This is a genomic window from Flavobacterium limi, from assembly GCF_010645075.1.
GTDB lineage: Bacteria > Bacteroidota > Bacteroidia > Flavobacteriales > Flavobacteriaceae > Flavobacterium > Flavobacterium limi.
On the sequence record NZ_JAADZV010000003.1, the window covers coordinates 424908 to 448028 of the forward strand.

General features: G+C 35.9%; 17 protein-coding genes. 3 read left to right on the plus strand and 14 right to left on the minus strand.

The window, feature by feature from the left end; genetic code table 11:
• Positions 1 to 7: 7 nt before the first annotated feature.
• The 3 genes from GXM16_RS09085 to GXM16_RS09095 form a co-directional block, all read right to left on the minus strand.
• Complete coding sequence (locus GXM16_RS09085) at positions 8 to 220, minus strand: hypothetical protein (RefSeq protein WP_163394049.1); 213 nt, start codon at positions 218 to 220, stop codon at positions 8 to 10.
• 777 nt (positions 221 to 997) lie between these two features.
• Complete coding sequence (locus tag GXM16_RS09090; protein WP_163394050.1) at positions 998 to 2362, minus strand: glycine-rich domain-containing protein; 1365 nt, start codon at positions 2360 to 2362, stop codon at positions 998 to 1000.
• A gap of 139 nt (positions 2363 to 2501) precedes the next feature.
• Positions 2502 to 3578: a calcium:cation antiporter gene (locus GXM16_RS09095; RefSeq protein WP_163394051.1), complete on the minus strand. Its 1077-nt coding sequence runs from the start codon at positions 3576 to 3578 to the stop codon at positions 2502 to 2504.
• 142 nt (positions 3579 to 3720) lie between these two features.
• On the opposite strand from GXM16_RS09095, the gene GXM16_RS09100 reads away from it, so the two are divergent.
• The gene (locus tag GXM16_RS09100) at positions 3721 to 4122 is read left to right on the plus strand and encodes a DoxX family protein (RefSeq protein ID WP_163394052.1); all 402 of its coding nucleotides are present in this window, start codon (positions 3721 to 3723) and stop codon (positions 4120 to 4122) included.
• 156 nt (positions 4123 to 4278) lie between these two features.
• On the opposite strand, the gene GXM16_RS09105 is transcribed toward GXM16_RS09100, so the two are convergent.
• From GXM16_RS09105 to GXM16_RS09145, 9 genes are all read right to left on the minus strand, one after another.
• A complete protein-coding gene (locus tag GXM16_RS09105; protein WP_163394053.1) occupies positions 4279 to 5139 on the minus strand; it encodes a response regulator transcription factor in 861 nt (286 codons plus the stop codon).
• Between the two features lie 222 nt (positions 5140 to 5361).
• Entirely contained in the window at positions 5362 to 5727 is a 366-nt protein-coding gene (locus GXM16_RS09110; protein ID WP_163394054.1) for a hypothetical protein, read from the minus strand.
• Between the two features lie 103 nt (positions 5728 to 5830).
• Entirely contained in the window at positions 5831 to 6214 is a 384-nt protein-coding gene (locus GXM16_RS09115; RefSeq protein WP_163394055.1) for a hypothetical protein, read from the minus strand.
• A gap of 130 nt (positions 6215 to 6344) precedes the next feature.
• Entirely contained in the window at positions 6345 to 8597 is a 2253-nt protein-coding gene (locus GXM16_RS09120) for an ATP-binding cassette domain-containing protein (protein ID WP_163394056.1), read from the minus strand.
• A gap of 162 nt (positions 8598 to 8759) precedes the next feature.
• Complete coding sequence (locus GXM16_RS09125) at positions 8760 to 9233, minus strand: hypothetical protein (RefSeq protein ID WP_163394057.1); 474 nt, start codon at positions 9231 to 9233, stop codon at positions 8760 to 8762.
• A 402-nt stretch (positions 9234 to 9635) separates the two neighbouring features.
• Positions 9636 to 10919, minus strand: coding sequence for a bile acid:sodium symporter family protein (locus tag GXM16_RS09130; RefSeq protein ID WP_229684271.1), 1284 nt, complete (start codon positions 10917 to 10919; stop codon positions 9636 to 9638).
• Positions 10920 to 11040: 121 nt separating this feature from the next.
• On the minus strand, positions 11041 to 11703 hold the full coding sequence (locus tag GXM16_RS09135) for an aspartate/glutamate racemase family protein (protein WP_163394058.1): 663 nt from the start codon (positions 11701 to 11703) through the stop codon (positions 11041 to 11043).
• Complete coding sequence (locus tag GXM16_RS09140) at positions 11700 to 13082, minus strand: four-carbon acid sugar kinase family protein (protein ID WP_163394059.1); 1383 nt, start codon at positions 13080 to 13082, stop codon at positions 11700 to 11702. The genes GXM16_RS09135 and GXM16_RS09140 overlap by 4 nt, the downstream gene beginning before the upstream one ends.
• Positions 13082 to 14323, minus strand: a complete 1242-nt coding sequence (locus GXM16_RS09145; protein WP_163394060.1) for a ribulose-bisphosphate carboxylase large subunit family protein — start codon at positions 14321 to 14323, stop codon at positions 13082 to 13084. Before GXM16_RS09145 ends, GXM16_RS09140 begins: the two co-directional genes overlap by 1 nt.
• A 181-nt stretch (positions 14324 to 14504) precedes the next feature.
• Here GXM16_RS09145 and GXM16_RS09150 point away from each other — a divergent pair, with 181 nt between their 5' ends.
• Positions 14505 to 15770 (plus strand): MFS transporter, encoded by a 1266-nt coding sequence (locus GXM16_RS09150; protein ID WP_163394061.1) that lies wholly within the window; start codon positions 14505 to 14507, stop codon positions 15768 to 15770.
• Positions 15771 to 16129: 359 nt separating this feature from the next.
• Positions 16130 to 16879 (plus strand): hypothetical protein, encoded by a 750-nt coding sequence (locus tag GXM16_RS09155; RefSeq protein WP_163394062.1) that lies wholly within the window; start codon positions 16130 to 16132, stop codon positions 16877 to 16879.
• Positions 16880 to 16972: 93 nt separating this feature from the next.
• On the opposite strand, the gene GXM16_RS09160 is transcribed toward GXM16_RS09155, so the two are convergent.
• Positions 16973 to 19408 carry a glycoside hydrolase family 2 TIM barrel-domain containing protein gene (locus GXM16_RS09160; protein ID WP_163394063.1) on the minus strand — a complete coding sequence of 812 codons (2436 nt, stop codon included), beginning with the start codon at positions 19406 to 19408 and terminating at the stop codon, positions 16973 to 16975.
• Between the two features lie 76 nt (positions 19409 to 19484).
• Entirely contained in the window at positions 19485 to 22982 is a 3498-nt protein-coding gene (locus tag GXM16_RS09165) for a malectin domain-containing carbohydrate-binding protein (protein ID WP_163394064.1), read from the minus strand.
• Positions 22983 to 23121: the final 139 nt, after the last annotated feature.

A 23121-nucleotide genomic window follows, 5' to 3' on the forward strand; every position in this document is an offset into this window, starting at 1 on the left:
ATTAATATTATTTAATTTCAAATGATTCCTCTGGAAATGCTTCTTGGGAAGTTGCGGTTTTCAATACTGGTGGTTTTGGTTTTTTTACACCTGTACTTTCTGCATAAGTTCTTTCGCTGTAAGAACCAACAATTTTGCTCATTTGATTTCTGTCTAACTTTCCAAATAACTCAAGGGCATTTTCTTCTTTACTAAAGAAGAATTTTTTTTCATTTTTCATTTTCTAAATGTTAAAAAATTAATATTATTTATATAATTGTTTTTTATTATTTACCCACGTGCACTTGAATTAATAACTAAAAACAAGAATTTAGCTTCAAATATATACCAATATATTACAAAGTGTAGAAAAAATCTCTCAAAAAAATCGAATTATTTTCCAATTGCCTCAATTTTAATTAAGTAAGATTATTCTTTAAAAAATAAATATTATGATCAAGCTAGTTAGAGGTTACTAGAATTTAAGAACTATTTTTAATATTAATAGTAAAGATCAGTTTGAGACAGTTCCTTCCAAAGGTTTTTTATTGCTTCTCAAAACACTTAGTTTTTATAGATATATGGTTGTATGGTATTTACTCTGTAGCAGGTGTATCTCCCTCCTTTGGACATTACAAAAGCAGATGTTCATGATATTAATTTTTAAAGAATATTAAAAATCAAGCAATTAATTTTCCCCAAACGGGTTATTGTTACTACAAATTATTAAATATTTCTAAATAGAGATAAAATGATTTTCAGAATTATATCATTGAAATTTTCTTCAAATCTTGTAGAAAAAGTTCCTAAACAGGTTCGTAAGGTTCACCAAGAAACTCCTGAGGAAATTAAGGAGTTCTTTTATTTTCATTTAGCACCAAAATCTTTTAGCTATCCTAAAAAACTTCAATTTATGCAAAGCTACTATTGTAAAAACTTGTGCTTTCTTATTTGTATACAATTAATGATTTCACGACAAAATAACTAAAACAGTTGTAGTCACCGATAAATATCCAAATTAATCCCCACCACAACCTCCGCACGAACTGCCACAAGAACTGCCACAGGAGCTACCGCAGGAAGTTCCACAGGATGATCCTCCATCTGAACCTGAATTTCTGTTTACATAGGCTGTCAATGGGATGAAAGAACTTGCTAATATTATATTGCCATACAGAAAATAATTCCATTGCCAGTCTTTTTCAGCTTTTGCATTTATTTTATCTTCTTTGAAAGATTGAGGTATTGTATTGCTAAACAGGTAATTTACTATTTTATCTAAATAACGATAGGATATAAATACTAAAGCAAAAAGTACAAAAAACAGAAAAGTTATTGGTTTATCCCTTGAAATTCCCAAGATAAGTCTGCTAAAACCGATGCTTAAAACGAATCCTAAAATGATCATGGCAATTTTTATGATCTGTATAAATTGTTTAGAATTAGTAATTTTTTGTCTAATTCTGACTACTGCTTTTTCAGTCTGTTCAAATATTGGTTTTTGTACAATTATTTTAAACAATTGAGGATAGTACATCGGTTCATATTCTTTCATGATTTCCACAACACAGTTTTCGTATTTATTATCGGTTAAATTTTCATCAATCAGATTTAATCTGTTATTGCCTAAAACCTCAATTTTCTTATTACTGATTAAATTATTTACAACCCCATGAATAACTAATTGCAGCTTATTATTTTGAAGAAAAATAAGTTCAAAAGCACTAAGGTTTGCTAAAATTGGATTTGATTTTATATCGTCATAAAATGAATTGAAGGCTGTTTTAACAAAACGCATTAACAAACCAATTGAAACCACAAACAATAAAATATAGAAGATCAAAAAATTAGGATTCCCGATTTGTATTAAAACAGGTTTAACAAAGTAATAAACCGGAAAAACAAGAATTACGAATAATCCTAAAAACACTTTTTTAATTGTGCCAATTTCAATTCTGGCTTTGTCCAGATTAAAAGAGTCGAGTTCATTTGAATATCCCCAGATTTCTTTTGGCTGCTTTCCGAAATTCCCTTCATACAATTCCTTTGTTCTTTCTTTAGCCTTATGGAATTTTTCTGCCTCTGATCGGTTATGAGTTGACGGAATATGTTCAATTCTTTTAGCCAAAAGAGAACAGAAATCAGAATAGGAAGTGGTAAAAATTAAGTGCTGGTGCCAGACAATATCTACAATTTCTGATGGCGAAACCATTTCATTGTCAACAGCGGCGAGATACATGAACTTTTTATATTCGATAATGGCTGTTTTCGCAAAATAGATTGTCCATTTATTTTCAAATGCCAGCCTTGTCAAAAATCCATATTCGTCATTCGGATTATCTAATTCAAACTTTAAAACTTCTTCCCAAAGTATTGCATCCATCAATATTATGTGTTTTTCTGTATGCTAATATATAATTAATTTCACTACAAAAACACATTACTTATTACATAGAAATTCAAATGAAAATTCATTAAATTATACTTTCAGAAAAAGAGTTTCTAATTTTACAACTGCATCATCACGGATATATCATCAAAAATATAAAAGCAAATAAATTTACCAGAAGTACTACTCCATAAACAATATTCGACTTTCCTTTACTCAATGACAACATTACAGTAAATACCGACAATGCCAGCAAGACAATAGACTTGATATCAAGACCGAGAATAATTGGCATATCCATCATAATACAAACTGCTGCTACACTCGGAATTGTTAATCCTATACTGGCTAAAGCAGAGCCTAAAGCGAGATTTAAACTCGTTTGCAGCCTGTTTTTTCTTGCTGCTATAATTGCTGCAATTGCCTCGGGAAGCAAAATTATGGCGGCAATAACAACTCCTACCAATGCTTTTGGCAGACTATAGCTCACAATAATACTTTCAATTGTAGGGGATAATGTTTTTGCTAATAACACCACGATCCCTAAGCTTACTAAAAGAAAAACAAGACTTGTGTAAAACGTCTTGTCATTAATTACAACAGGCTCAGCTATGGTTTCATTTTCATCATCTCCAATAGTCAGGAAATAATGCCTGTATCTTGTCGTTTGCGCAAATAAAAAAGAACCATAAATAACCAGGCAGGCCCCCGATGCAAAAACAAGCTGTGGCACGGAATAATAAGACCCATGAACACTTTCTGTAAACGTTGGAAAAACTAATGTAAATACAATAATAGACACCAGCGAAACCAAACCAATGGTTACAGAAGAGGTTGAAAAATTTTGTTCGTAATGCTTAAGACCGCCAATAAAAAGGCATAATCCAATGATCCCGTTAAGAATGAGCATTGTTGCAGCATATACAGTATCTCTTGCGAGAGAAGCTGCTTCAGGTCCTTCAGACAACATCAAAGAAACAATAATGGATACTTCAATAACTGTTATCGAAATAGCCAAGATAATAGTTCCATAAGGTTCTCCCACCCTTTCCGCTATTATTTCAGAATGGTGTACAGCAGACATAACACTAAGAATAAGCAGGATACTTGCTGCAATTTGAAAAAAGCTGCTCCCATCAACAAGTCCGCTAAAAAAAAGAATCCACGCCAATATTGGAATAATGATTGTCCACTGAAGCAATTGTTTCATTTCGTATATTTTTAATATTCAATTGTATTCTAATTCGTTTTTTATATTTCCCAAGATAAAACTTTTATTTTTAAATCATGCTGTCATCATAAAGACAAATTCGATATATTTGAGTCTATTAACTTCTAATGATTAATAAATTATGCGAAAAAACAACGATTTAGGCTTATTGATACTGCGTATCGCAGTTGGCTTTTTAATGCTCCTGCATGGTGTTGCCAAATTTAGCGGAGGTTTAGATTTCATCAAAACGATGCTTGCTGAAAAAGGCATTCCAGAATTTATTGCATATGGTGTACTGGTAGGAGAAATACTTGCTCCTATTGCTATTTTAGTTGGTTTCAGAACCCGAATAGCTGCTGCTATATTTGCTTTCAATTGTTTGGTTGCCGTTTTAATGGCTCACAGTTCTGAAATATTTTCTATGGGAGAACACGGAGGATGGGCTTTAGAACTCATTGGTCTGTATTTCTTTGGCGCTCTGGCTTTATTCTTTACAGGAGCAGGAAATATTGCAGTTTCAAAAAGCAATCAATGGGATTAAGTTTCCTGTTTTGATATAAATTTACAAACCTCCAAAGCCAGATGGCTTTGGAGGTTTTTTAAGTATGCTGTTTTTTATTCTTTTAAAAGTTATTCAGGATAAAAAATAAATTGAACTAAGTTATTCCCAATTGATTTTTTTCACAAAAACAAATGGCTAACTGATTAAAATCGCAGTAAAACCAGCCCTGCTTTTTACTCCAAATTTTCGATAAATATTGCTGGTATGTGTTTTTACGGTTGGTAAAGAAATATATAACGCTTCAGAAATTTCATTGTACGTTTTGCCTTTTACCAAAAGCATGGCTATTTCTTTTTCTCTTTCCGACAAGGAGTAATTTTTAAAATTCTGCTCTTTGGGTTCAATTTGCGGATTCAGGAGAGAAAGACGCTGCAAATCATCTAATAATTTACTTCCTGCCAAAAGGATAAATACCAGCGGAATGGTAAAACCAATTTTCAATTCGACGTTGCTTACCGTATAATAATAGTTGAGTATGAGTGAAAGCGGCACAAGTATCATAAAGGCAACAGCAAATATTCTTTCTGTTTTCTCCCTGTGCATTATTCTTTTATGAGGCTTAGTCGTCCGGATTAAGATCATAGACAACACGACCGAAAATCCTAAGAATAAAGTAACCACATATTGCATGTAAGAGAGTAAATCAAAAAACCAGGCAGCAATTATTGTAATGAACAACACAACTGAAAGGCTGATAAATATTTTTTTCCAGACTGTTTTTATCGAAAATTGCCTTTCTTTAACGACATTCAAAGGAGTTGTTAGTCCTACTAAAACCATTGTTAATAATATAAAGGCATCTGTAGTTTTAATATGGCTGATTTTATCCAGAAAAGAAGAAACCGTTAAAGCAATAATCAGTAACAATAATGAAAATGTAAAAGCAATAGTTTCAAAGGCTTCAAGATTTCTTTTATAACAAACTAATTGCAGGAAAATAGTAACGATTATTAAGGTGTAAGCTATAATCATTAAGACAATTTCTAGTAGCGTCATTTTTCTTTGTCGAATTGTATTTAAATAAATTTGATACTATTTTGAGATAAGCTTGCGGTAAAACTTTGAGAATATAATCACTTTTGCCGAAGTTATAAAAATAGTATAATAAATTGAGATTTTTCTGCTATATCGCTTCAATTTTGTCAGGTTAAATTTGTTGTCAAACAAAAAACTCCATTAAAGATGGAGTTTTACTTAAAATTTTTTTCGTTTTGCTGCTTATATTTTATCAAGTGTAATTTTCATTTCTTTACTATCTAATATCAGTTTATCATCTGTTATTGTGCTTTCACATGGATAAGGCGTCCCCGTTTCATCTTTGATGACCAGGCTCTTCCCTCCTTTTGTTAAAGCATAAGTACCATCTGTTATTTCTCTCTGCAGGAAACCTGTAACGTGACCATCTTTTGTAAAAGTCAGCATTCCGTTAGTCAGAATTGCAGTTTTTGCAGAATCTGAAAGTGGAATCTTTGCTTCTACTGCGGTGATTTTCCAGGAATTCACCAATTTATTTCGCCCACTACATGAAACCATTAGTATGGCTAAAAATATAATCCCATAGATAAATAAGTTAGATTTTTTCATGATTTTTAGATTTTAGGTTAAACATAAAAACAAGTTACAAAAAAAACAAATCCAAAACACTTAAAATCAATTATTTATACCAAAAACAAAAAATAATTAAGCTTCAATTAAATTTAAAAATATCTTCATATTTCAGATAGTTTTTTCTACTAATTACATATAATGCAGTTCCGTTTTCATCTTTGATTAACCCCATGCTTTCATCATCGGATTTAGGGAAATTAATTTGGTAACCTCTTCCGTCTGCCAATTGAATTCCGTAAGTCGAAACAGAGTTTTCAATGTGTACAGAATTCTGACTATACTCAAACTTTTCTTTTTTTCCCTTGCTGTTTCTGACAGTGAAATCTTTTGCATTAAAGAATAATTCAAATTTTTCACCTTTGGCATCTGTGGCTTTCCAGGAACCACGATAGGTATCTGATCCGCTGCAGCCAACTAAAATTACTGCTAAAACTCCCAAAAGGGCAATACTGATTTTTTTCATTTTTATTTAATTATTTAGGTTATTGAAAGTAATTTTAAATCTTGGGTATTCCTGCAAGATAAAATATTCTTTACAACGATTCTAATCTAAATCATGAAAAATCAATAATGTAGAAGTAATATAAAACACACTAAACCCCGAGATGTTTTCTTAAATATTCACCTGTTACAGATACAGTGTTTTCTAACAACTCAGGTACAGATCCCTTAAAAAGTAATTCTCCTCCAAATTTTCCTGCTCCGGGACCAATATCAATTATCCAATCTGCCTGTGCAATGATATCAAGGTTATGTTCAATCACTATCAATGTGTTGCCTTTATCGACTAATTTGTTAAGGATACTCATTAGTTTTTCTGTATCTGATGGATGCAAACCTGTACTAGGCTCATCGAGTACTATGATGCTGTTTATATTATTCAATTCTTTAGTCAATTTCAGCCGTTGTCTTTCCCCGCCAGAAAAGCTGTCTAGTCGTTGCCCAAGGGTTAAATAATCCAACCCTAAGGCTGTTAATGAATCAAAATGCTTCAAAAAAGAATGCTGTTTAAAAAATCGTTGTGCTCCTTCGACTGTCAGGTTTAGTACTTCTGCTATATTCTTATCCTGATATTTATATTTTAATACCTCAGGATTGAAGCCACTTCCATCACATACCTCACAGGGCGTTTGAACCTCTTCCATAAATGCAAGATCGATTTTTTCAAAACCCAATCCTTTGCAGTTGGGACAAGCACCATCACTATTACGGCTGAATAGTCTATTGCTTACGTTGTTCGCTTTTGCAAACAGATTTCTAATATCATCAGAAATGCCAAGATTAGTAAGAAGATTGCCTCTTGAACTCGCGATAATAGCTGACTGGTCAATAATTTTTACATCAGGAATCTGCATTGGAAGTACCTTGCTGATTAAGGTACTTTTACCCGAACCTGCCACACCCGTAACGACGGTAAAGATATTTTTGGGAATAGCAACGCTAATATTTTTTAGGTTAAATAGATTGGCATTTTTTATCTCTATGAAATGATTTGCAATTCGTGACTTCAATTTATGAGTTCGCTTAAGCGAAAAATAAGTACCTGTTTTATGTTTCGATTTTTTTAATCCTGCAAATGAACCTTCATACACAACTTCTCCTCCCTTCGATCCCGATAAAGGCCCCATGTCTACAATATAATCACCAATTTTTATAAGGTCAGGATCGTGTTCAACAATCAAAACAGTATTTCCTTTTTCTTTAATCTCTCTGATGATTAGAGAGATATTATCAAGGTCTTTAGGATGCAGACCGATACTTGGTTCATCAAAGATATACAAAAGATCTTCCAGACTGTTTCCTAAATGTTTTACCATTTTTATGCGTTGCGATTCACCGCCGGACAGCGTAATTGTGGCTCTGTCGAGCGTTAAGTACTGGAGTCCGATCGTAATGATATTTTCAAGTTTATTACGCAGTTCGTATAGAATCGTTTCGTACTTTTTTGCTGAGAGAGATTGTACAAAAGACAACAGTTCATCAATAGAGAGTGCCGAACAATCTGCAATGTCTTTTCCTTTGATTTTACAGCTAAGCACTTTTTCATTTAGTCTTTTGCCTTGACATGAAGGGCAGAGGCTGGAAACGATAATTTTCTGAAGATTTTTTTTTCTTAACTTATTCTCTTTGGAATCTTTTTTTAAAAGATCCTTTTCTATACGAGGAAGGACTCCAATATATTGCATTGTTTTTCCCCAATTTTTGGCCGGATTTTTTGGCTTGTGTTCTTCGGCATGCAATAATAATTCCCATTCTTCTTCAGAGAAATCCTTGAGCTTTTTATCATTGTCAAAATATCCTGAATTAGCATACCTCAGCCATCTGTAACCTCCTGGCTGAAATGTTGGAAACAGAATTGCACCTTCGTTTAATGATTTGCTTTTGTCAAACAAGGTTTGAATGTCAATAGTGTTTGTATATCCCAAACCTTCACAAACAGCACACATTCCCTGCGGGTTATTAAACGAAAAAACATTAGAATACCCCACAAAAGGCTCCCCCATTCTTGAGAACAATAGCCGCAAAGAAGCAGAAACATCTGTAGCAGTTCCAACAGTAGAGCGGACATTCCCGCCCAACCGTTTTTGATTTATAATAACGGGTACATTGAGATGTTCGATTTTATCTACATCTGCAATTCCTAAATGATTCAGGCGGTTTCGTACAAAACTGTTTTGTGTTTCATTAATCTGCCGCTGTGCCTCTGCTCCAATTGTTTCAAATACTAATGATGATTTGCCTGAACCGGATACGCCTGTGAAAACAGTGATTTTGTTTTTAGGAATTTTTAGTGATACATTTTTGAGGTTGTTTTGTCTGGCACCTGTAATTATTATTTTACGCATAATTATGACTTTTAGAAATATTTAAACAGGGAATAGAAAAAGTACAATTTCCTCACTTCCAAATTGTTACATCTAAAAAACAAAATATTCTATAATTATCTGGTATTGTACTGATTAAGAAAAAACTTTTCATATTTAGTTTTTTCAACAAAAAATTGTTCATTATAAAGTCGCTATACTTTTTATTCCGAAAAAACAATCGTCCATGCATCCTTTTGGCACATATCCGCAAGTAGAAATCAGTCCATCATTTTTTGATTCGAAATATACTGAAACATCTTTTCTTTTAACAAGCCATTCTTTTTCTGCCTTACTATAAATTTGATCTAATGTTAAAGCTGTTGCAGCAGGTGAATTTTCGTGACTGTTTATTTGATTTTCTTCCTCAGTCCATTCTAATGGTATGGTATCAGGGATATTTTCAGTATTTCCGGTATATTTAAAATACCGCTGGATGACTTTTCCATTTGATACTGTTATTGTTGTTTCCCAGCTATAGGCTAAAAAAAGGGTCCCTCCCGACACCACATACTTATAAGAGTTGTCTGAAGATCCTTTGAAATCCAGCCAGGCTTTCTGGCTTTTTTGAAAATCATTCTCATAATTTAATTCATCGTCTGACGAACAGGAAAACATTAAACAGCTGATTAGAACTAATGTAATAAAGTAAATTTTGGTTTCATAGTTTTTGAATTTATAGTTCACCTATATAGATAGAAATCAAAGGATTTGGTTGCGTTTTTTCAACAGATTTATCTTCCTAAAACTTACAAATCAGCAGTATCAGAAAAATTCAACAACATAGCATTATATTTTGTTTACGAATATGACTTTATTTTTATTACAATTGTAAACCTTAGATTTTCTCCTGAAACCAATTTTGCATAAGGAGAGAAATGGCATCCTTTTGTTTCCTTCTTTAGGAAACAAAAGATATAATGTACAGCCTTCCGATAACCATCGGAACAAGCTATATACCCAAATTACCAAACTGAATCCCACAAAAAAACTCCATCTGTAAAATGGAGTTTTGATTTTCTAATGTGTATCGTGAGTAGTTTCCTCTTCTGGATTTCCTATTTTTCGCCAGTAATTAGCAAGGAGAGAACCCGAAACATTCATCCAGGGACTGAAAACTGCCGAGGCTAATCCTAAAGTTGCCAGTTTTCCCATAGAGCCGGCGAGTCCGGATGCCATTCCACCGTTTTGAAGACCAACTTCGAAAGCGATTGTCTGACTGCTTTTTTTGTCAAGACCACTTAGTCTGCTGAGCCAATAGCCGAAAAAATAACCAGCTCCGTTATGTAATACTGAAGCCAGGAACAATAAAAAGCCTATCTGAATAAGGTTATCTCTTCCGGCAGCTGTGGTCACCAAAGTAAAATAGATAATTCCGAACATGGAGAAATAAGGCATAATCGCATCGATTTTTGGATAGGCTTTATACAGCCAGTGATACAGTACACCTACAACAAATGCACCACAGGTAAAATTGATAATTTCTAATACATGAAATGCTGTACTGTCTTCAGGAGCTGCAAAATAACTACCGAAGAAAACCACAATTCCCAGCCAAAATGCCGACAGAATCGTTAAAGCATAAATTCTCTTTTTGGCTCTTTCTCCATAGTTTTTTAAAATATCGTGGATCATAGCTGCTGCCAAAGGCACAAGAACTATTTTAATAATCTCCATCATCATGTTGAAAAAATGTACCTCAACTAGTGTTCCTGCAAATATTTTCATTAAAAAAGGAGTCATAATCGGTGCCGCCAAAGTAGACATTGCGGTAACGGTAACAGATAAAACCAGGTTTCCTTTGGCAATATAAGTCATTACGTTGGAAGCTAATCCACTGCTGCATGAACCTATAAGAATGATTCCGGCAGCGATTTCAGGTTCAAAACCAAAAGTTTTGGCAATAATAAAACCGGCAAGCGGCATTATCGTAAAATGCCCCAAAAGACCAATAAGAACTCCCCTGCCCGATTTTCTAATTCCGGTAAAATCCTCGATGCTCATTTGAGTCCCCATCCCGAACATTACCATCTGAATAATAATCAGAATGAGCCATTTATTACGCATATCAAAACCGCCCACATGCAGGAAAAAATCCGGATAGATTAACCCGGCGCAAACAGCTGTTATGATCCAAATGGTATATTGATAACCGCTTAATACTTTGATATGCCCTACTCCTATGGCAATGCTGGAAAAACCTAAAATCAATCCAATTTTCCATAATAAATCCATTTGCTGAAGCCAGCCTAAAGCGGCTGCAATAAAAAATACAGGAGCAAGCCAAAGAAAATATTTACGCATACTAATAATTGTTTATTCAAATTCTTAAACCATGTATGTTACGCAAAAGCCAATGATTTTTTTGCATTTCGCTAAAGGCATTACATAACTTAGCTGATAAAATTAATCTGTTTTTTGTGTTTTAAAAATAAAGTTCGGCCAATTTTTTCATTGCAATTCCCGGACTTGCTAAAATCGGCACTAATTTTTCTTCGGCACTCAATCCATCAACCACACGGGCCATTGAAGCTTGTGCCAAAACAATTACATCTACTTCTTTCATTAAATCTTTTAATGCTTTAGCAACCATTTCATCATGTTTTTCAGCATCACCGCTCATTAGGGCTTCAAAAGCACCTTCACATAATTTAGACGAAATCGTTACGTTTTTGCCTGCGAATTCAGCTCTTCTTCGTACTAAATCACTTGTTGGTTCTAAGGTAGTTGGCAAAGTTGCAATGACCCCAATTTTATTACTGATCTGCACTGCTTCATCCGCCATTGCCTGATCTACACGAATTACAGGAACACTACTCAATGTTGCAGCGGTTTCTATTGCTACACCAATAGAGGAGCAGGTTACCAAAATTACATCTGCACCTGCTGATTCTGCAAGTTTAACATGACTTACTACTCTGGCAGCCGTATTAGGCATTAATTTTCCTTTTTTGATTACGTCTTTAATCAAACTGTCATCAACTATATTGAAGGTTTCTGCCCCGTTTAAAAACTCATTGCTTAACTGCTGAAACAACGGAACCAATGTTGCCGATGTGTGTACAAAACCTAACGTTTTTGCGCTCATAATTTTTCTCCTTTTAATACTTTTATAAAATAATCTGCGGTACCTACCTGTCCGCCTTTAAAATTCATTTCTGTTCCATTAACCCATTCGCTGTCCGAAATTGCTTTGCAAAGCGGTGCTCCGGGTGCAATTGGTGCGATCATTTCCAGCGCCAGAATATCCAGTTCGGATGCTGCGTAACTTGAAGTGTCGCCTCCTGCGAAAAGAATTCTTTTTAGTGGAATTGTTTTTAAAACTTCTTTGGTGATTCTTCCCAAAACACTTCCGTAAAGGGCACTACATTGTTTCTGAATCTCATTTTCTGCGATTCCTTTCGACTTAAAATAAGATTCTGTTTCAGCAATACGCGGATCATCTGATCCGGTACTGGTATGCAGAATGGTACTTTTACCGTTATTGAAGTTGTTGACAATCTGCGAAACAGCCTTTTCTATAATTTGTTGCTGATGCTGGCTGTCGACGGCTTTACTTTCTAAAGGAATTTCTAAAAATCCATTTTCCAGAGCATATTCAATTTGTTTAGAAGTTACCGGAGAACAGCTTCCCGATAAAACCAATAAAGGCGAAACCTGACCTGCCGGTTCAAACTCAATTTCGTTTCCTATGACATTTTTATCTTTCCAGTCTAATCCCAAAGCCATCTCTATTCCGGATGAACCTACTGAAAACAATGTGTTTTGGTTTATCAACTGATTAAACACATTTCCAATTGTTTTGAGATGATCCTGATTGAAACCATCAAAAAATAATATTTCTGATTGATTATTGGCAACTTCTTCCAAAACTGCCGAAGGACCTTTTTCTATTGTCGTCAGATTAACCAGGCTTATTGATTTTTGGGTTTGCTTTGCCAAATGCAAAGTTAAATCCCCTTCCAAAGCAGGTGTAACAGGATGCTTGCTCATTGACGGATGACGGTCAATACGATAAATTTCTCCGCTACCAATTGTTCCCATTCGGGCAAAAAGATTTCCGAAAACACAAAATCTTCCCAAATGTGGTGCCGATGGCGAAACCAAAACCGTTTTTTGGTTAAAAACTCCGCTTCCGATTTCAATTGCTTTTCCGATATTACCTACATGTGGCGCAGAATCGAAAGTGGAACAGACTTTATAATGAAAATGATTTGGGGCAAAACTTTTCAGATTTTCAAAGGCATTACAAAGTTCTGTTTCCATTTCCGAAGGTGACATCGACCTGCTTTTTCCGGCCAGACCAATCGCCTGAATTCCCGGAAAACGATCTATGTCTTTTTGATTCGGTTTTTGAAGAAAGAGTATCGTTTTTACTCCGGCCAGCGTCAGAAATTCTAAGGCATCGGTCGAGCCTGTAAAATCATCGCCATAATAGGCCAATAGCAATTGATCTTTCTGGCTCATTATTTCGAAAATTTCTTTACCGATTCGGCAAATTCAGGATATTTCAATGCGGTTTCTGCCACAGACAAACCGTCTACAGCTCCTGTCCAGGCTTGCTGCAAAGCATTTACTCCGGCTTTTGGTCCCATTGGATGTGCCAGAATTCCTCCGCCTGCCATATACAGCAAATCAGTAGTTTGGGTTCTTCGATAGGTTTCTACAGCCTGACCGCCCCATTGTCCCGAAGATACTACAGGCAAAATTTCTTTCCCGCCCAAAAAGGGTTTTAAGCAGGATTTTATCGAAGTCACCACCGAATCATCCGATTCCCAAAATTTATTCTGGATTCCATTCACGTGTAATTGATCGACTCCTGCCAGACGCTGAATTTTTTGATATGCAGGAAATTCAATTCCCAGCATTGGATGTCTGTTCAGCATTCCCCAACCGTTTCTGTGACCGTGAATTACGAGTTCGCCCTGATCGCAGATTTTCTTAGTTCCCGAAAGACCTACACTGTTGATGCTGATCATTGCACAGCTTCCTTCTTCTTTCTTGATTAAATCATATTTTCGTTGCATTTCGTCAATTTCATCGCTGATATTGAAGGCATACATTACTTTTTTACCTGTTTTTTGTTCGTTGTCACGAATGACTTTCATAATCGCTTTTACCCTTTCCTCAAAAGGGGAATTGGCAGCAGATCCCATCAGCTCATCGTCTTTAATAAAATCGATTCCGGCTTCGATTAAGTTTTTTACCAAAGCAGCGGTTTCATCCACACTCATTCCGATACTTGGTTTTATAATCGTTCCAATCATAGGCCTGTCGGTAACACCACAGGATAATTTAGATCCTTTGATTCCGAATTTTGGTCCGCTGAAATGATTTGCGAAAGAATCCGGAACTTCGAAATCCATTAATTTCAATCCGGTAAACTGTGTTATTTCGTATAAATTTCCTTGTAAGGTACTAATCAGAACCGGCAGATTATACCCGAAGTTCTCAATCGACCAGCTTACTTTTACTTTTGCTTTCTGGTATTTTTTCCCCGGAATACTTCCTCCCGGTATGGATGGTTCGTCTGCCACATCCAATAACTGAATATCCTCAACCCTTGCAGCGAAACGTTTTTTCAATTCTTCTGTTTCACCCGGAACAGATACAAAAGTTCCTGATGACTGCTCACCTGCCAAAACTGCCGCCGCCTGTTCTACTTCATAAGGCGTTTCGATAAGATATTCTGCAAAAACTCTCTCCATTATCATTTATTTTTTTAAGATTCTAAATTAAATGAATTTATAAAGAGCAAGTGTCCTGCTGTGTACTGTATGAATAAAGATTATTTTAAATAAAACACATTACAAACAATTCAGATAAAAAACTAATTCTTTCCTATTGCATTTGAATTCGTATATTCGGCCCTTATTTTGAACAAGAAGAATGATTGCAAAATTGAATGAAAAAAAATCCTATCCATGGATTGTTGTGGGACTGTTGTGGTTTGTTGCTTTGTTGAATTATTTAGACCGGCAAATGCTTTCGACTATGAAATCAGCTATGATGGATGACATTCCTGAATTAGCCAAAGCCGAAAATTTCGGTCTCTTGATGGCTATTTTCCTTTGGATATATGCTCTTATGAGCCCTGTTTCCGGAATTATAGCCGATCGTTTTAACCGAAAAAGAATAATTATAGGAAGTCTTTTTATCTGGTCCGGGGTTACTATGGCGATGGGTTATGCCACAACTTTCAGTCAGATTTATATTTTGCGTGGTATTATGGGCTTTAGTGAAGCTTTTTATATTCCGGCTGCCTTATCCTTGATTGCCGATTACCATCAGGAAAAAACACGCTCTTTTGCTATTGCCATTCATACTACCGGAATTTATTTAGGACAGGCACTGGGGGGGTTTGGAGCCACTGTTTCTAAACATTTTTCCTGGCATTTCAGCTTTCACTCTGTAGGTTTACTCGGTGTACTTTATAGTATTGTATTGATCTTTTTTATACAGGAAAAGAAAACGTACTTTTTTGACACTACCAAAAAGTCATCTGCCAGCAATGAATTCAGGCAAATGTTTAAAGGATTAGGAATATTATTCGGTAATATCTCCTTTTGGGTTTTGCTCTTTTATTTCGCTGCACCAAGTTTACCGGGCTGGGCAGCCAAAAACTGGTTACCCACCTTATTTACTGAAACGTTACATTTAGACATGTCTCTGGCGGGTCCTATTGCAACTGTAACCATTTCGATGTCTTCTTTTTTTGGCGTTTTAATTGGCGGTGCTATTTCAGACAGATGGGTGATGAAACATCTTAAAGGACGAATTTACACCAGCGCTATTGGATTGTTCCTTACCATTCCGGCCTTATTTTTATTTGGCTACTGCTGCGACACAGCAGCTATTATTTTTGGCGCCATACTTTTTGGACTTGGATTTGGAATTTACGATACCAACAACATGCCTATCCTTTGTCAGTTTGTTGCGCCCCGATATCGTGCTACCGGATATGGAATTATGAATTTTGTCGGTATTTCGGCCGGAGCTGTTATTACCGAGTTTTTAGGAAAAGCCGCTGATAATGGCGGAATGAGACAGGTTTTTGTACTGCTGCTATTTGTTGTGGTTACTGCGATTGTTTTACAACTGGTTAGCCTTCGTCCAAAAACTATTGATATGACAGAGGGTAATAATGAAGTTTGAAGATAAACAACTTACGCTCAGCTATTAATTTCTTTCTGGAGTAAAAGATTAAGCAATTTCTGTGAACATTCTCCCACTCTTAATTGCAATCTTGGATATCGGATCCCACAAACAAGGAATTCAGCTGCTACTGGACCAAGAAAATATATCCTACTTTTTTGTAATGTTATAAAAAAATTATTAATTGACTCAGCTTAAAACAAACTAACTAATTCTGTACTTATACTTGTGTTAAATTTTATTTATACTAAATTTGATGCGTTAAGAATATTACCTTGTTAAAATTAATCTAAAACATTTTGAATTACCTCCTGTAGTTTGAAGTTTTTTGTTTATCTAATTTATTTAAAAAACAAATCATGAAAAAAATCATTTGCCTGCTTATTGTTGTTATTTTAGCGATTACCTCTTGTTCTTCTAATGATGAGCAATCAAATCCAGTTACAATTACTCCTCCTGCTTTAGTTAAACAAATTACATCTATAAAAGACGGAAAAGAATATGTTGAAAAAATCACATACAATGGGAATAAAATTGTTAGCCGTGTAGGTTCAGACAATTACACAATTAATTATACCTATACTGGAAATTATATTACTAAAATAGAATATATTAATGCAAATGGTGTACTTGAGAAAACTAATGAGTATGTCTACCTTGAGGGAAGACTAAGTTCTTTATTTGAAATCGAACCAGGATCTTCATATAAATACGAAACCACCTATGGCTATGTTGTAAATGGACCGGTTAGATATTTCCATTATTCAATAGATATAAATACAGGCCAAAAAAAATCGCTATACAGCGGTGAATATATTTTTACGAATGGCAACTTAGTAAAAAATGAGGCTTATGGAAACAAAACTATCGTTTATGAATATGATGGCAAATTCAATCCCTGGAGAAATGTCCTAGGATTAAACTTTTTGTTAGATGAGGACTATTCTGCAACTAATTTCACTAAAGTGACAACGACTAACAATTCTGGAAATACTTCTATTTCAACTTATACTCACAAATACAATACGAGTGCTTATCCTACAGAAACAGCCAGGACAATCTCGGATGGCATTTCAACTTCAACTGAGACAATAAAAATAGGTTATTAATAAAACATAATTATTTAAAAATAGAGAACCAAATACCTTGTTTTAATAAATAAGATATTTGGTTTTTTTGAATCCATGGAATTGATTTTAGTATTATTCCACTTTTACATCAATCGTTGACGGAGCAATGCCATTGTCTGTAGAAGCTTTTAACTGAATCTTTTCCTTCTTTCCATTCGACTGAATGATGGCAATGCATCTTCCGTTATAGACTTTACAAGAACCAGCTTTAAACGACTCCAAATTGGCTTGATAACCATTATCAACACCAACTAATTTTCCTCCGCCCGTAACTTCAAAATTAATCAGGTCATTGGCATTTGGCGAAAGGTTTCCATCTTTATCTGTAATGGAAACGGTTACGTAAACCAAATCATAAGTATCGTTTTTGATGGTAGCTTTATCCGCTTTCAAATCTATTTTAGACGCTGCGCCAGCGGTGTGGATTTCTTTTTCCAACACTACTTTTCCGTTCTTTCTGGAAATGGCTTTTAAGGTTCCCTGCTCAAATTTTACACGCCACGAAATATGCAGGTCATCGTTTTGTTTGGCTTTTTTGCCTAATGATTTTCCGTTGAGGAACAACTCGACTTCATCGGCATTGTTGTAGTACGCCCAAACGTCAACTTCCTGATCTTTTTGCCAGTTCCAGTGTGGGAAAATGTGTAAAACAGGTTTCTTCGACCATTCGCTTTGGTACATATAATAAACATCTTTTGGAAGTCCCGCCAAATCGATAATCCCGAAATACGAACTGCGAGCCGGAAACGGATATGGATCGGGTTCGCCTATATAATCAAAACCAGTCCATACAAAAGTACCCGCAATGAAATCGGAGTTTTTTATCGCTTTCCAGCTTTCTTCGTGCGTAGAACCCCAAAATGATTTTACATTATCGTAAGCCGAAACCGTCCAGTCTGCATTCCCATCAAATTTCTCTCCGTATTTCACAGGCCACGCTTTAACCACATCCGAAGGCTGGTCATAATGTCCGCGGGTTTCGAGAGCGGAAACAGTCTCGGAAGCAATTATTTTTTGTCCCTTAAAACGCGCTGGAAACGTTGCGTAATCTTCGTGTTTGTAATTGAATCCCAGCAAATCCAAAGCACCCGACTGATAAATAAAATTCTTCTCCGGAACATTTTCGGTCAGGGCAGAAGTTACAGGACGAGTGGTATCCAGATTTTTTACGATTTGCGCCAATTCCTTCGTAATCGCAATTCCGGTACTGTCGAATTGTTCACGAATTTCGTTTCCGATGCTCCACATCATTACCGATGGATAATTGCGGTCTCTCAAAATCAAATCTTCTAAATCTCTTTTGTACCAATTATCCCATTCTTTGTGAGCATCATTTTTTACTTTTGCTTTTTTCCAAACATCAAATGCTTCGTCCTGGACAATGAAACCCATTTCATCACACAATTGCATCATTTCTAAAGAATGCGGATTATGTGACATACGGATAGCATTGCAACCCATTTCTTTCAGCAAAGTCAGTTTTCTGCGAACGGCATGAATATTTTCCACTGCTCCCAAAGCGCCGTTGTCGTGATGCAAACAGACTCCATATATTTTGGCTGGTTTTCCGTTTAAAGAGAATCCTTTTTCAGCATCAAAAGAGAAAAATCGAATTCCTAATGGTGTTTCATAAGTATCAACCAATTTTTTATTCTCGTAAACTTTGGTAAGCACTTTATACAAATACGGATTTTCGGTATCCCATAAATTTGGGTTTTTCACTTCCAGATTATGTGTTTTTTTAGAATTGGTATTGGCACCTATTTTTTCTATTGACACTGCGTTAGCTACTTCTTTATTTTTAGCATTTACAATAGAGGTGACGAATTTGAATTCTTTTTCAGCATTTGCTTTATTTTCTATAGTAACTTCAAAATGTACCGATGCTTTTTCTTTGCTGATTTTGGGAGTGGTTACATAAGTTCCCCAATGTGCTACGTGCAGTTTTTCAAGAGCTACCAAACGTACATTTCTATAAATTCCGGAACCGGTATACCATCTGGAATTGGGCTGTGCATCGTTATCGACTTTTACGGCAATTATATTTTCTTGTTTCCCAAAATGCAGATAAGGTGTCATTTCATAAGCAAAAGAAATGTACCCACTAGGACGGACTCCCAGTGAATGGCCGTTAATAAACACTTCGCTGTTCTTGAAAACACCATCAAATTCTATCGAAATGGTTTTGTTTGCCCAATTTTCAGGTAATGTAAATGTTTTCCGGTACCAGCCTTTTCCTGCCGGCAAAAAACCTTGCTTAGTCCCTGTTGGAAGATCTTTATTGAATGCGCCTTCGATGCTCCAATCGTGGGGTAGTTGCAAAGCTCTCCAATCGGAAGTACTGAAATCAGCATTGACTGCCTGTGGATGATCACCTAATTTGAAGTTCCAGTTTTTGTTGAAATCTTCAACAATTCTTGCTTTTTTGGCTTGCGCAAAACCTGCTGTAGAAATCAGTATTGTTAAAGCGATTACAATTTTTTGTAAAGCATTTTTATGTTTGTTCATAAGCTTATTTTTTTACCGCAAATTCGCAAATTTTATTTTTCCCAATTTGGGTTAATAATTTGCGGTTATTATAATTTTATTGAAATTCAAAATTATCCAGGAGTAACCCTTTCAAATCATCAGATTCTATTGTGATTTTGTATGTTCCAGCATTGATGTAACCTCCGGAAGTCGTATTCAACACTTTCCATTTTTCTGTAGCAGACGGAAACTCGATGGTGTCATTTCGCATCATAATTCCGTAGGCGTCTTCCATTTTGAATTTCACTTTCAGCGGGGTTTCGTTTCGGTTCATAAAACGGAAACGCATCAGGTAAATCCCTGCCACGCCCGGTTTTACTTCAAACTGAATGCTGTTGTTTGTTTTGTCCTTAAATTCGATATAATCGGCTTTTTTGAAATTTCCTTTTTCTGTCCCGGTTCCGGTTGTTTTGGCTTTTTCGGCTTCGATAAGTACAACTGGTCTTGAATCGTCTTTTTCGCCCATATCGTATGTTGGAACAACGGCAATGGTGTTATTTTCAAAAAGCACTTTTTCGCCTTTCTTAACTTTTTTATGGAAAACTGAAAACTCGATTTTATTTGAATTTTTAGCGGTTTCAATTATTTTTTTATAACCCGAAATTGAATCTTTTGATGTACTGAATAAATATATTTCAGAATCTTCTTTGGTTACAAATGAACCTGAATTTTTGGATTTTTCTGAAACCTGTACATAATCAGCACCAAAAACTTCTGAAGGCAATTGTGTAAAAACAACATCCGAATCAGAATATTGTTTTGAATTGATATCCACCCACGAACCCATTTTAGTTCCTGAATTCCCCGCAAGATTCTGGATATTTCGTGGTGAAGCCGGAGCTCCTTTTACCGTTTTATCTTTAGTCGCAATAGCAATGGCGGAAATAATCGCCTGACTTGCTTTTACATTCGGGAACGAGATTTTGATTTTCCCGTTGACGCTTTTTACTGTGAAAGTTTTCTTTAATGCCGAATCATGTCCGACTTCACTCCAGATATCCAAATCTTTTAAAACCACATTGTCATTGATGGCTACGTCAAACAAACGCCATCCTTTGCAATCCAATCCTCCGCCAGTTCCGTACCACGGTTCTGTAAAATATAATTCTACTAAATATTCTCCGTCCGGAGCAGGGAATTCATAACTCAATTTGTCGATTCCGTATCTGAAACTCTGAAATAATTTCCAGTCTTTAGTCCCCGAAATCGGGTCGAAAGTACTTCTTTGGCTTGCATAAAAATCAGGCAATTGCTTGAAACTGTCCGTCCATGATAAAGAACCCCAGGTATTTTCTCCGCTTTTGTGAACATCCGCATTCCAGATATTTCCGTTAGCATCTTTGATTTCACTGCCACCGGAATTGACCCTGTAAATATAATTGTAGCCTTTTGCTGGTTTTACAATCGTTTCTTTTTTAGTTTCTAATGCACTAAAATCAGGTGCTTTTGGCAAACTATTCAAAACGATATAATCTTTGGCAACCGCTTTTCCGTTTACATAACCCACGGCATATAAAACATTGTACTGAATATTGATATTATTAAATTGGAAATGCTGTCCTAATCCCGGATTTTTAAGTTTACCTAAAGATGATTTATTGACATCATTAAACAATTCTACCTCATCACAATTCGAATAAATATCGATTCCGTTTTTGATTCCCGGTGCATCCCAGCGGTTTGGCCAGGTGTGCGAAACGATATACACCATCGGATTGGTTTTGTTCGAAACATAATTGGCGCGGTACATATAATACGCATCCAGAGGTTCGCCCCAAATGCTGAAAAGGCCTTTGTAATTGACTGGCCCCACTTTGTCGATGTCCCTGAATCCTTCTCCGTTTTGCGAACGTCCCGGATTTTCGTGCGAAGCAAACAGCCAGTTGAATTGTCCCGCGATTTTATCTTTTACCGATTCGGCTTCGCGGACTTTGATTTCCATTAATTGGGAGAAACGGTTTTCACTCAACGTTCCTTTTTGGTCGAATTCGCCTTCGGTGTGCAAGTCGTGTGAACGCCAGGCACCGTATTCACCATTCAGCAATTGCTTGCTCATCTCGACATCGTAATTAAACGGATTGCCACCATAGGTTCCTGACCAGTTTTGCACGACATTCCAATCGGTTCCTTCTCCTCCGTTACAGGTTGTGACGATGCGCTGTTGCGCCGACATCGGATCCATTTCGCGGATGATTTGAGTGCATTCTTCGGCAAATTCCTTTGGAATGGTGCTTTCGTTTTGCAGTCCCCACATTACCACCGAGGCATTGTTTCTACGTTCCTTAATCCATTCGCGCAGTAAAGTTTTGAAATTCTCTTTGAATTCGGGTGTGTCGTACCAGATATGTGCAGAAAACTGGCTCCAGAACAGGATTCCGTTTTGGTCCAGTTCTTCCTGATATTTTAAATTGTGAGGCTGGTGCGCTTCGCGAAAAGCATTGAAACCGCCTGCTTTGATTTGTTCAATTCTGGAATGAATCTGTTCTCCTGAAAATGAATGGCTGTTACCGATTAAATGTTCGTATTCGCAGGTTCCGTTGATGAATAAAGGCTCGTCGTTGATAAAAAAACGATTGTCTTTTCCGTCACGACTCACTGGCCAGCTTACCCAACGAATTCCATAAGGTGTTTTTAGCTCGTCTATTTTTTTTCCGTTTTCATAAATCGCAGTAACCAATTGATACAAATATGGATTTGATGGTGACCATAATTTAGGGTTTGCAATCTCCGGAAGTGTCTGTGCTATTTGTTTTATTTCTCCTGAAGCATTTTTGAGATCAGTTTTTACGCTAACAACTTTCTTTCTGCTTTTATCAAAAAGGATGTTTTCTACTGTTAGATTTCGTTCTGCACTGCCATAGTTTTTGATTTCGGTTGTAATGTTCAGAATGGCTTTTTGTTTGGAAGTTGTTTTGTCATTCCAAATGTGAATGCCGAAAGGTTCTATTCGAACATTATCGGTAACGACCAAAGTTACAGGTCTGAAAATCCCCATTGGTTGTGAGCCTTCTGAGAATCCCCATTCGCCGGAACAGCCTCCGCAAACCCATGGCAAGTCTGCTATGAAAGATGGATGTGAAGCTTTGACGATTATGTTATTTTCCTTTTCGAAAGAAACTGCTTTGGTAATATCTACTGTAAAAGTGGTTCTTCCGCCTTTGTGTTCCCCTACCTTTTTGCCGTTTACCCAAACTGTACCGTACGAACTTACCCCTTCAAAATAAAGGAAAAGCCTTTTAGAACTGTCTTTTTTGTCTAATCGTAAAGTTTTGTGATACCAGGCAGTTCCGTGTAAATTACCGTGTTTGGTTCTTCGGAATCCGTAATATTGGTCCCAGTTGTGGGGTACGTTTACTTTTTGCCATTGCGAATCTATTTTTGGATTTTGCACAAAAGTTTCTTCTGTGCTCGGAAGCTTATCCATTACAATAGTTTCCCAGGAGGAATTCAGCGAAACTTCTTTACGAAACTTCGCCTGCTCCTTGCTGCTTTGACTCCATACAAAGCAAGCACCTACAAAAAAACAAAAAATAAAAAAAACTATTTTCTTCATATCTTATTTAAACCTTTTTAACCATATAAGTTATATAAGGTCATTTAAGTTGGATTTTTTATGCTTCTTTTTTGTCATTTCGACGTAAGGAGAAATCACATTTGGAACTCGCCAAAGATAAACTAATTACTGTGTGGAA

What these genes read in the sequence shown, in the direction of transcription:
- GXM16_RS09085 (WP_163394049.1), bottom strand. Translation starts at nt 220, where the DNA reads ATGAAAAATGAAAAAAAATTCTTCTTTAGTAAAGAAGAAAATGCCCTT.
- GXM16_RS09090 (WP_163394050.1), bottom strand. Translation starts at nt 2,362, where the DNA reads ATGGATGCAATACTTTGGGAAGAAGTTTTAAAGTTTGAATTAGATAAT.
- GXM16_RS09095 (WP_163394051.1), bottom strand. Translation starts at nt 3,578, where the DNA reads ATGAAACAATTGCTTCAGTGGACAATCATTATTCCAATATTGGCGTGG.
- GXM16_RS09100 (WP_163394052.1), top strand. Translation starts at nt 3,721, where the DNA reads ATGCGAAAAAACAACGATTTAGGCTTATTGATACTGCGTATCGCAGTT.
- GXM16_RS09105 (WP_163394053.1), bottom strand. Translation starts at nt 5,139, where the DNA reads ATGACGCTACTAGAAATTGTCTTAATGATTATAGCTTACACCTTAATA.
- GXM16_RS09110 (WP_163394054.1), bottom strand. Translation starts at nt 5,727, where the DNA reads ATGAAAAAATCTAACTTATTTATCTATGGGATTATATTTTTAGCCATA.
- GXM16_RS09115 (WP_163394055.1), bottom strand. Translation starts at nt 6,214, where the DNA reads ATGAAAAAAATCAGTATTGCCCTTTTGGGAGTTTTAGCAGTAATTTTA.
- GXM16_RS09120 (WP_163394056.1), bottom strand. Translation starts at nt 8,597, where the DNA reads ATGCGTAAAATAATAATTACAGGTGCCAGACAAAACAACCTCAAAAAT.
- GXM16_RS09125 (WP_163394057.1), bottom strand. Translation starts at nt 9,233, where the DNA reads ATGTTTTCCTGTTCGTCAGACGATGAATTAAATTATGAGAATGATTTT.
- GXM16_RS09130 (WP_229684271.1), bottom strand. Translation starts at nt 10,919, where the DNA reads ATGCGTAAATATTTTCTTTGGCTTGCTCCTGTATTTTTTATTGCAGCC.
- GXM16_RS09135 (WP_163394058.1), bottom strand. Translation starts at nt 11,703, where the DNA reads ATGAGCGCAAAAACGTTAGGTTTTGTACACACATCGGCAACATTGGTT.
- GXM16_RS09140 (WP_163394059.1), bottom strand. Translation starts at nt 13,082, where the DNA reads ATGAGCCAGAAAGATCAATTGCTATTGGCCTATTATGGCGATGATTTT.
- GXM16_RS09145 (WP_163394060.1), bottom strand. Translation starts at nt 14,323, where the DNA reads ATGGAGAGAGTTTTTGCAGAATATCTTATCGAAACGCCTTATGAAGTA.
- GXM16_RS09150 (WP_163394061.1), top strand. Translation starts at nt 14,505, where the DNA reads ATGATTGCAAAATTGAATGAAAAAAAATCCTATCCATGGATTGTTGTG.
- GXM16_RS09155 (WP_163394062.1), top strand. Translation starts at nt 16,130, where the DNA reads ATGAAAAAAATCATTTGCCTGCTTATTGTTGTTATTTTAGCGATTACC.
- GXM16_RS09160 (WP_163394063.1), bottom strand. Translation starts at nt 19,408, where the DNA reads ATGAACAAACATAAAAATGCTTTACAAAAAATTGTAATCGCTTTAACA.
- GXM16_RS09165 (WP_163394064.1), bottom strand. Translation starts at nt 22,982, where the DNA reads ATGAAGAAAATAGTTTTTTTTATTTTTTGTTTTTTTGTAGGTGCTTGC.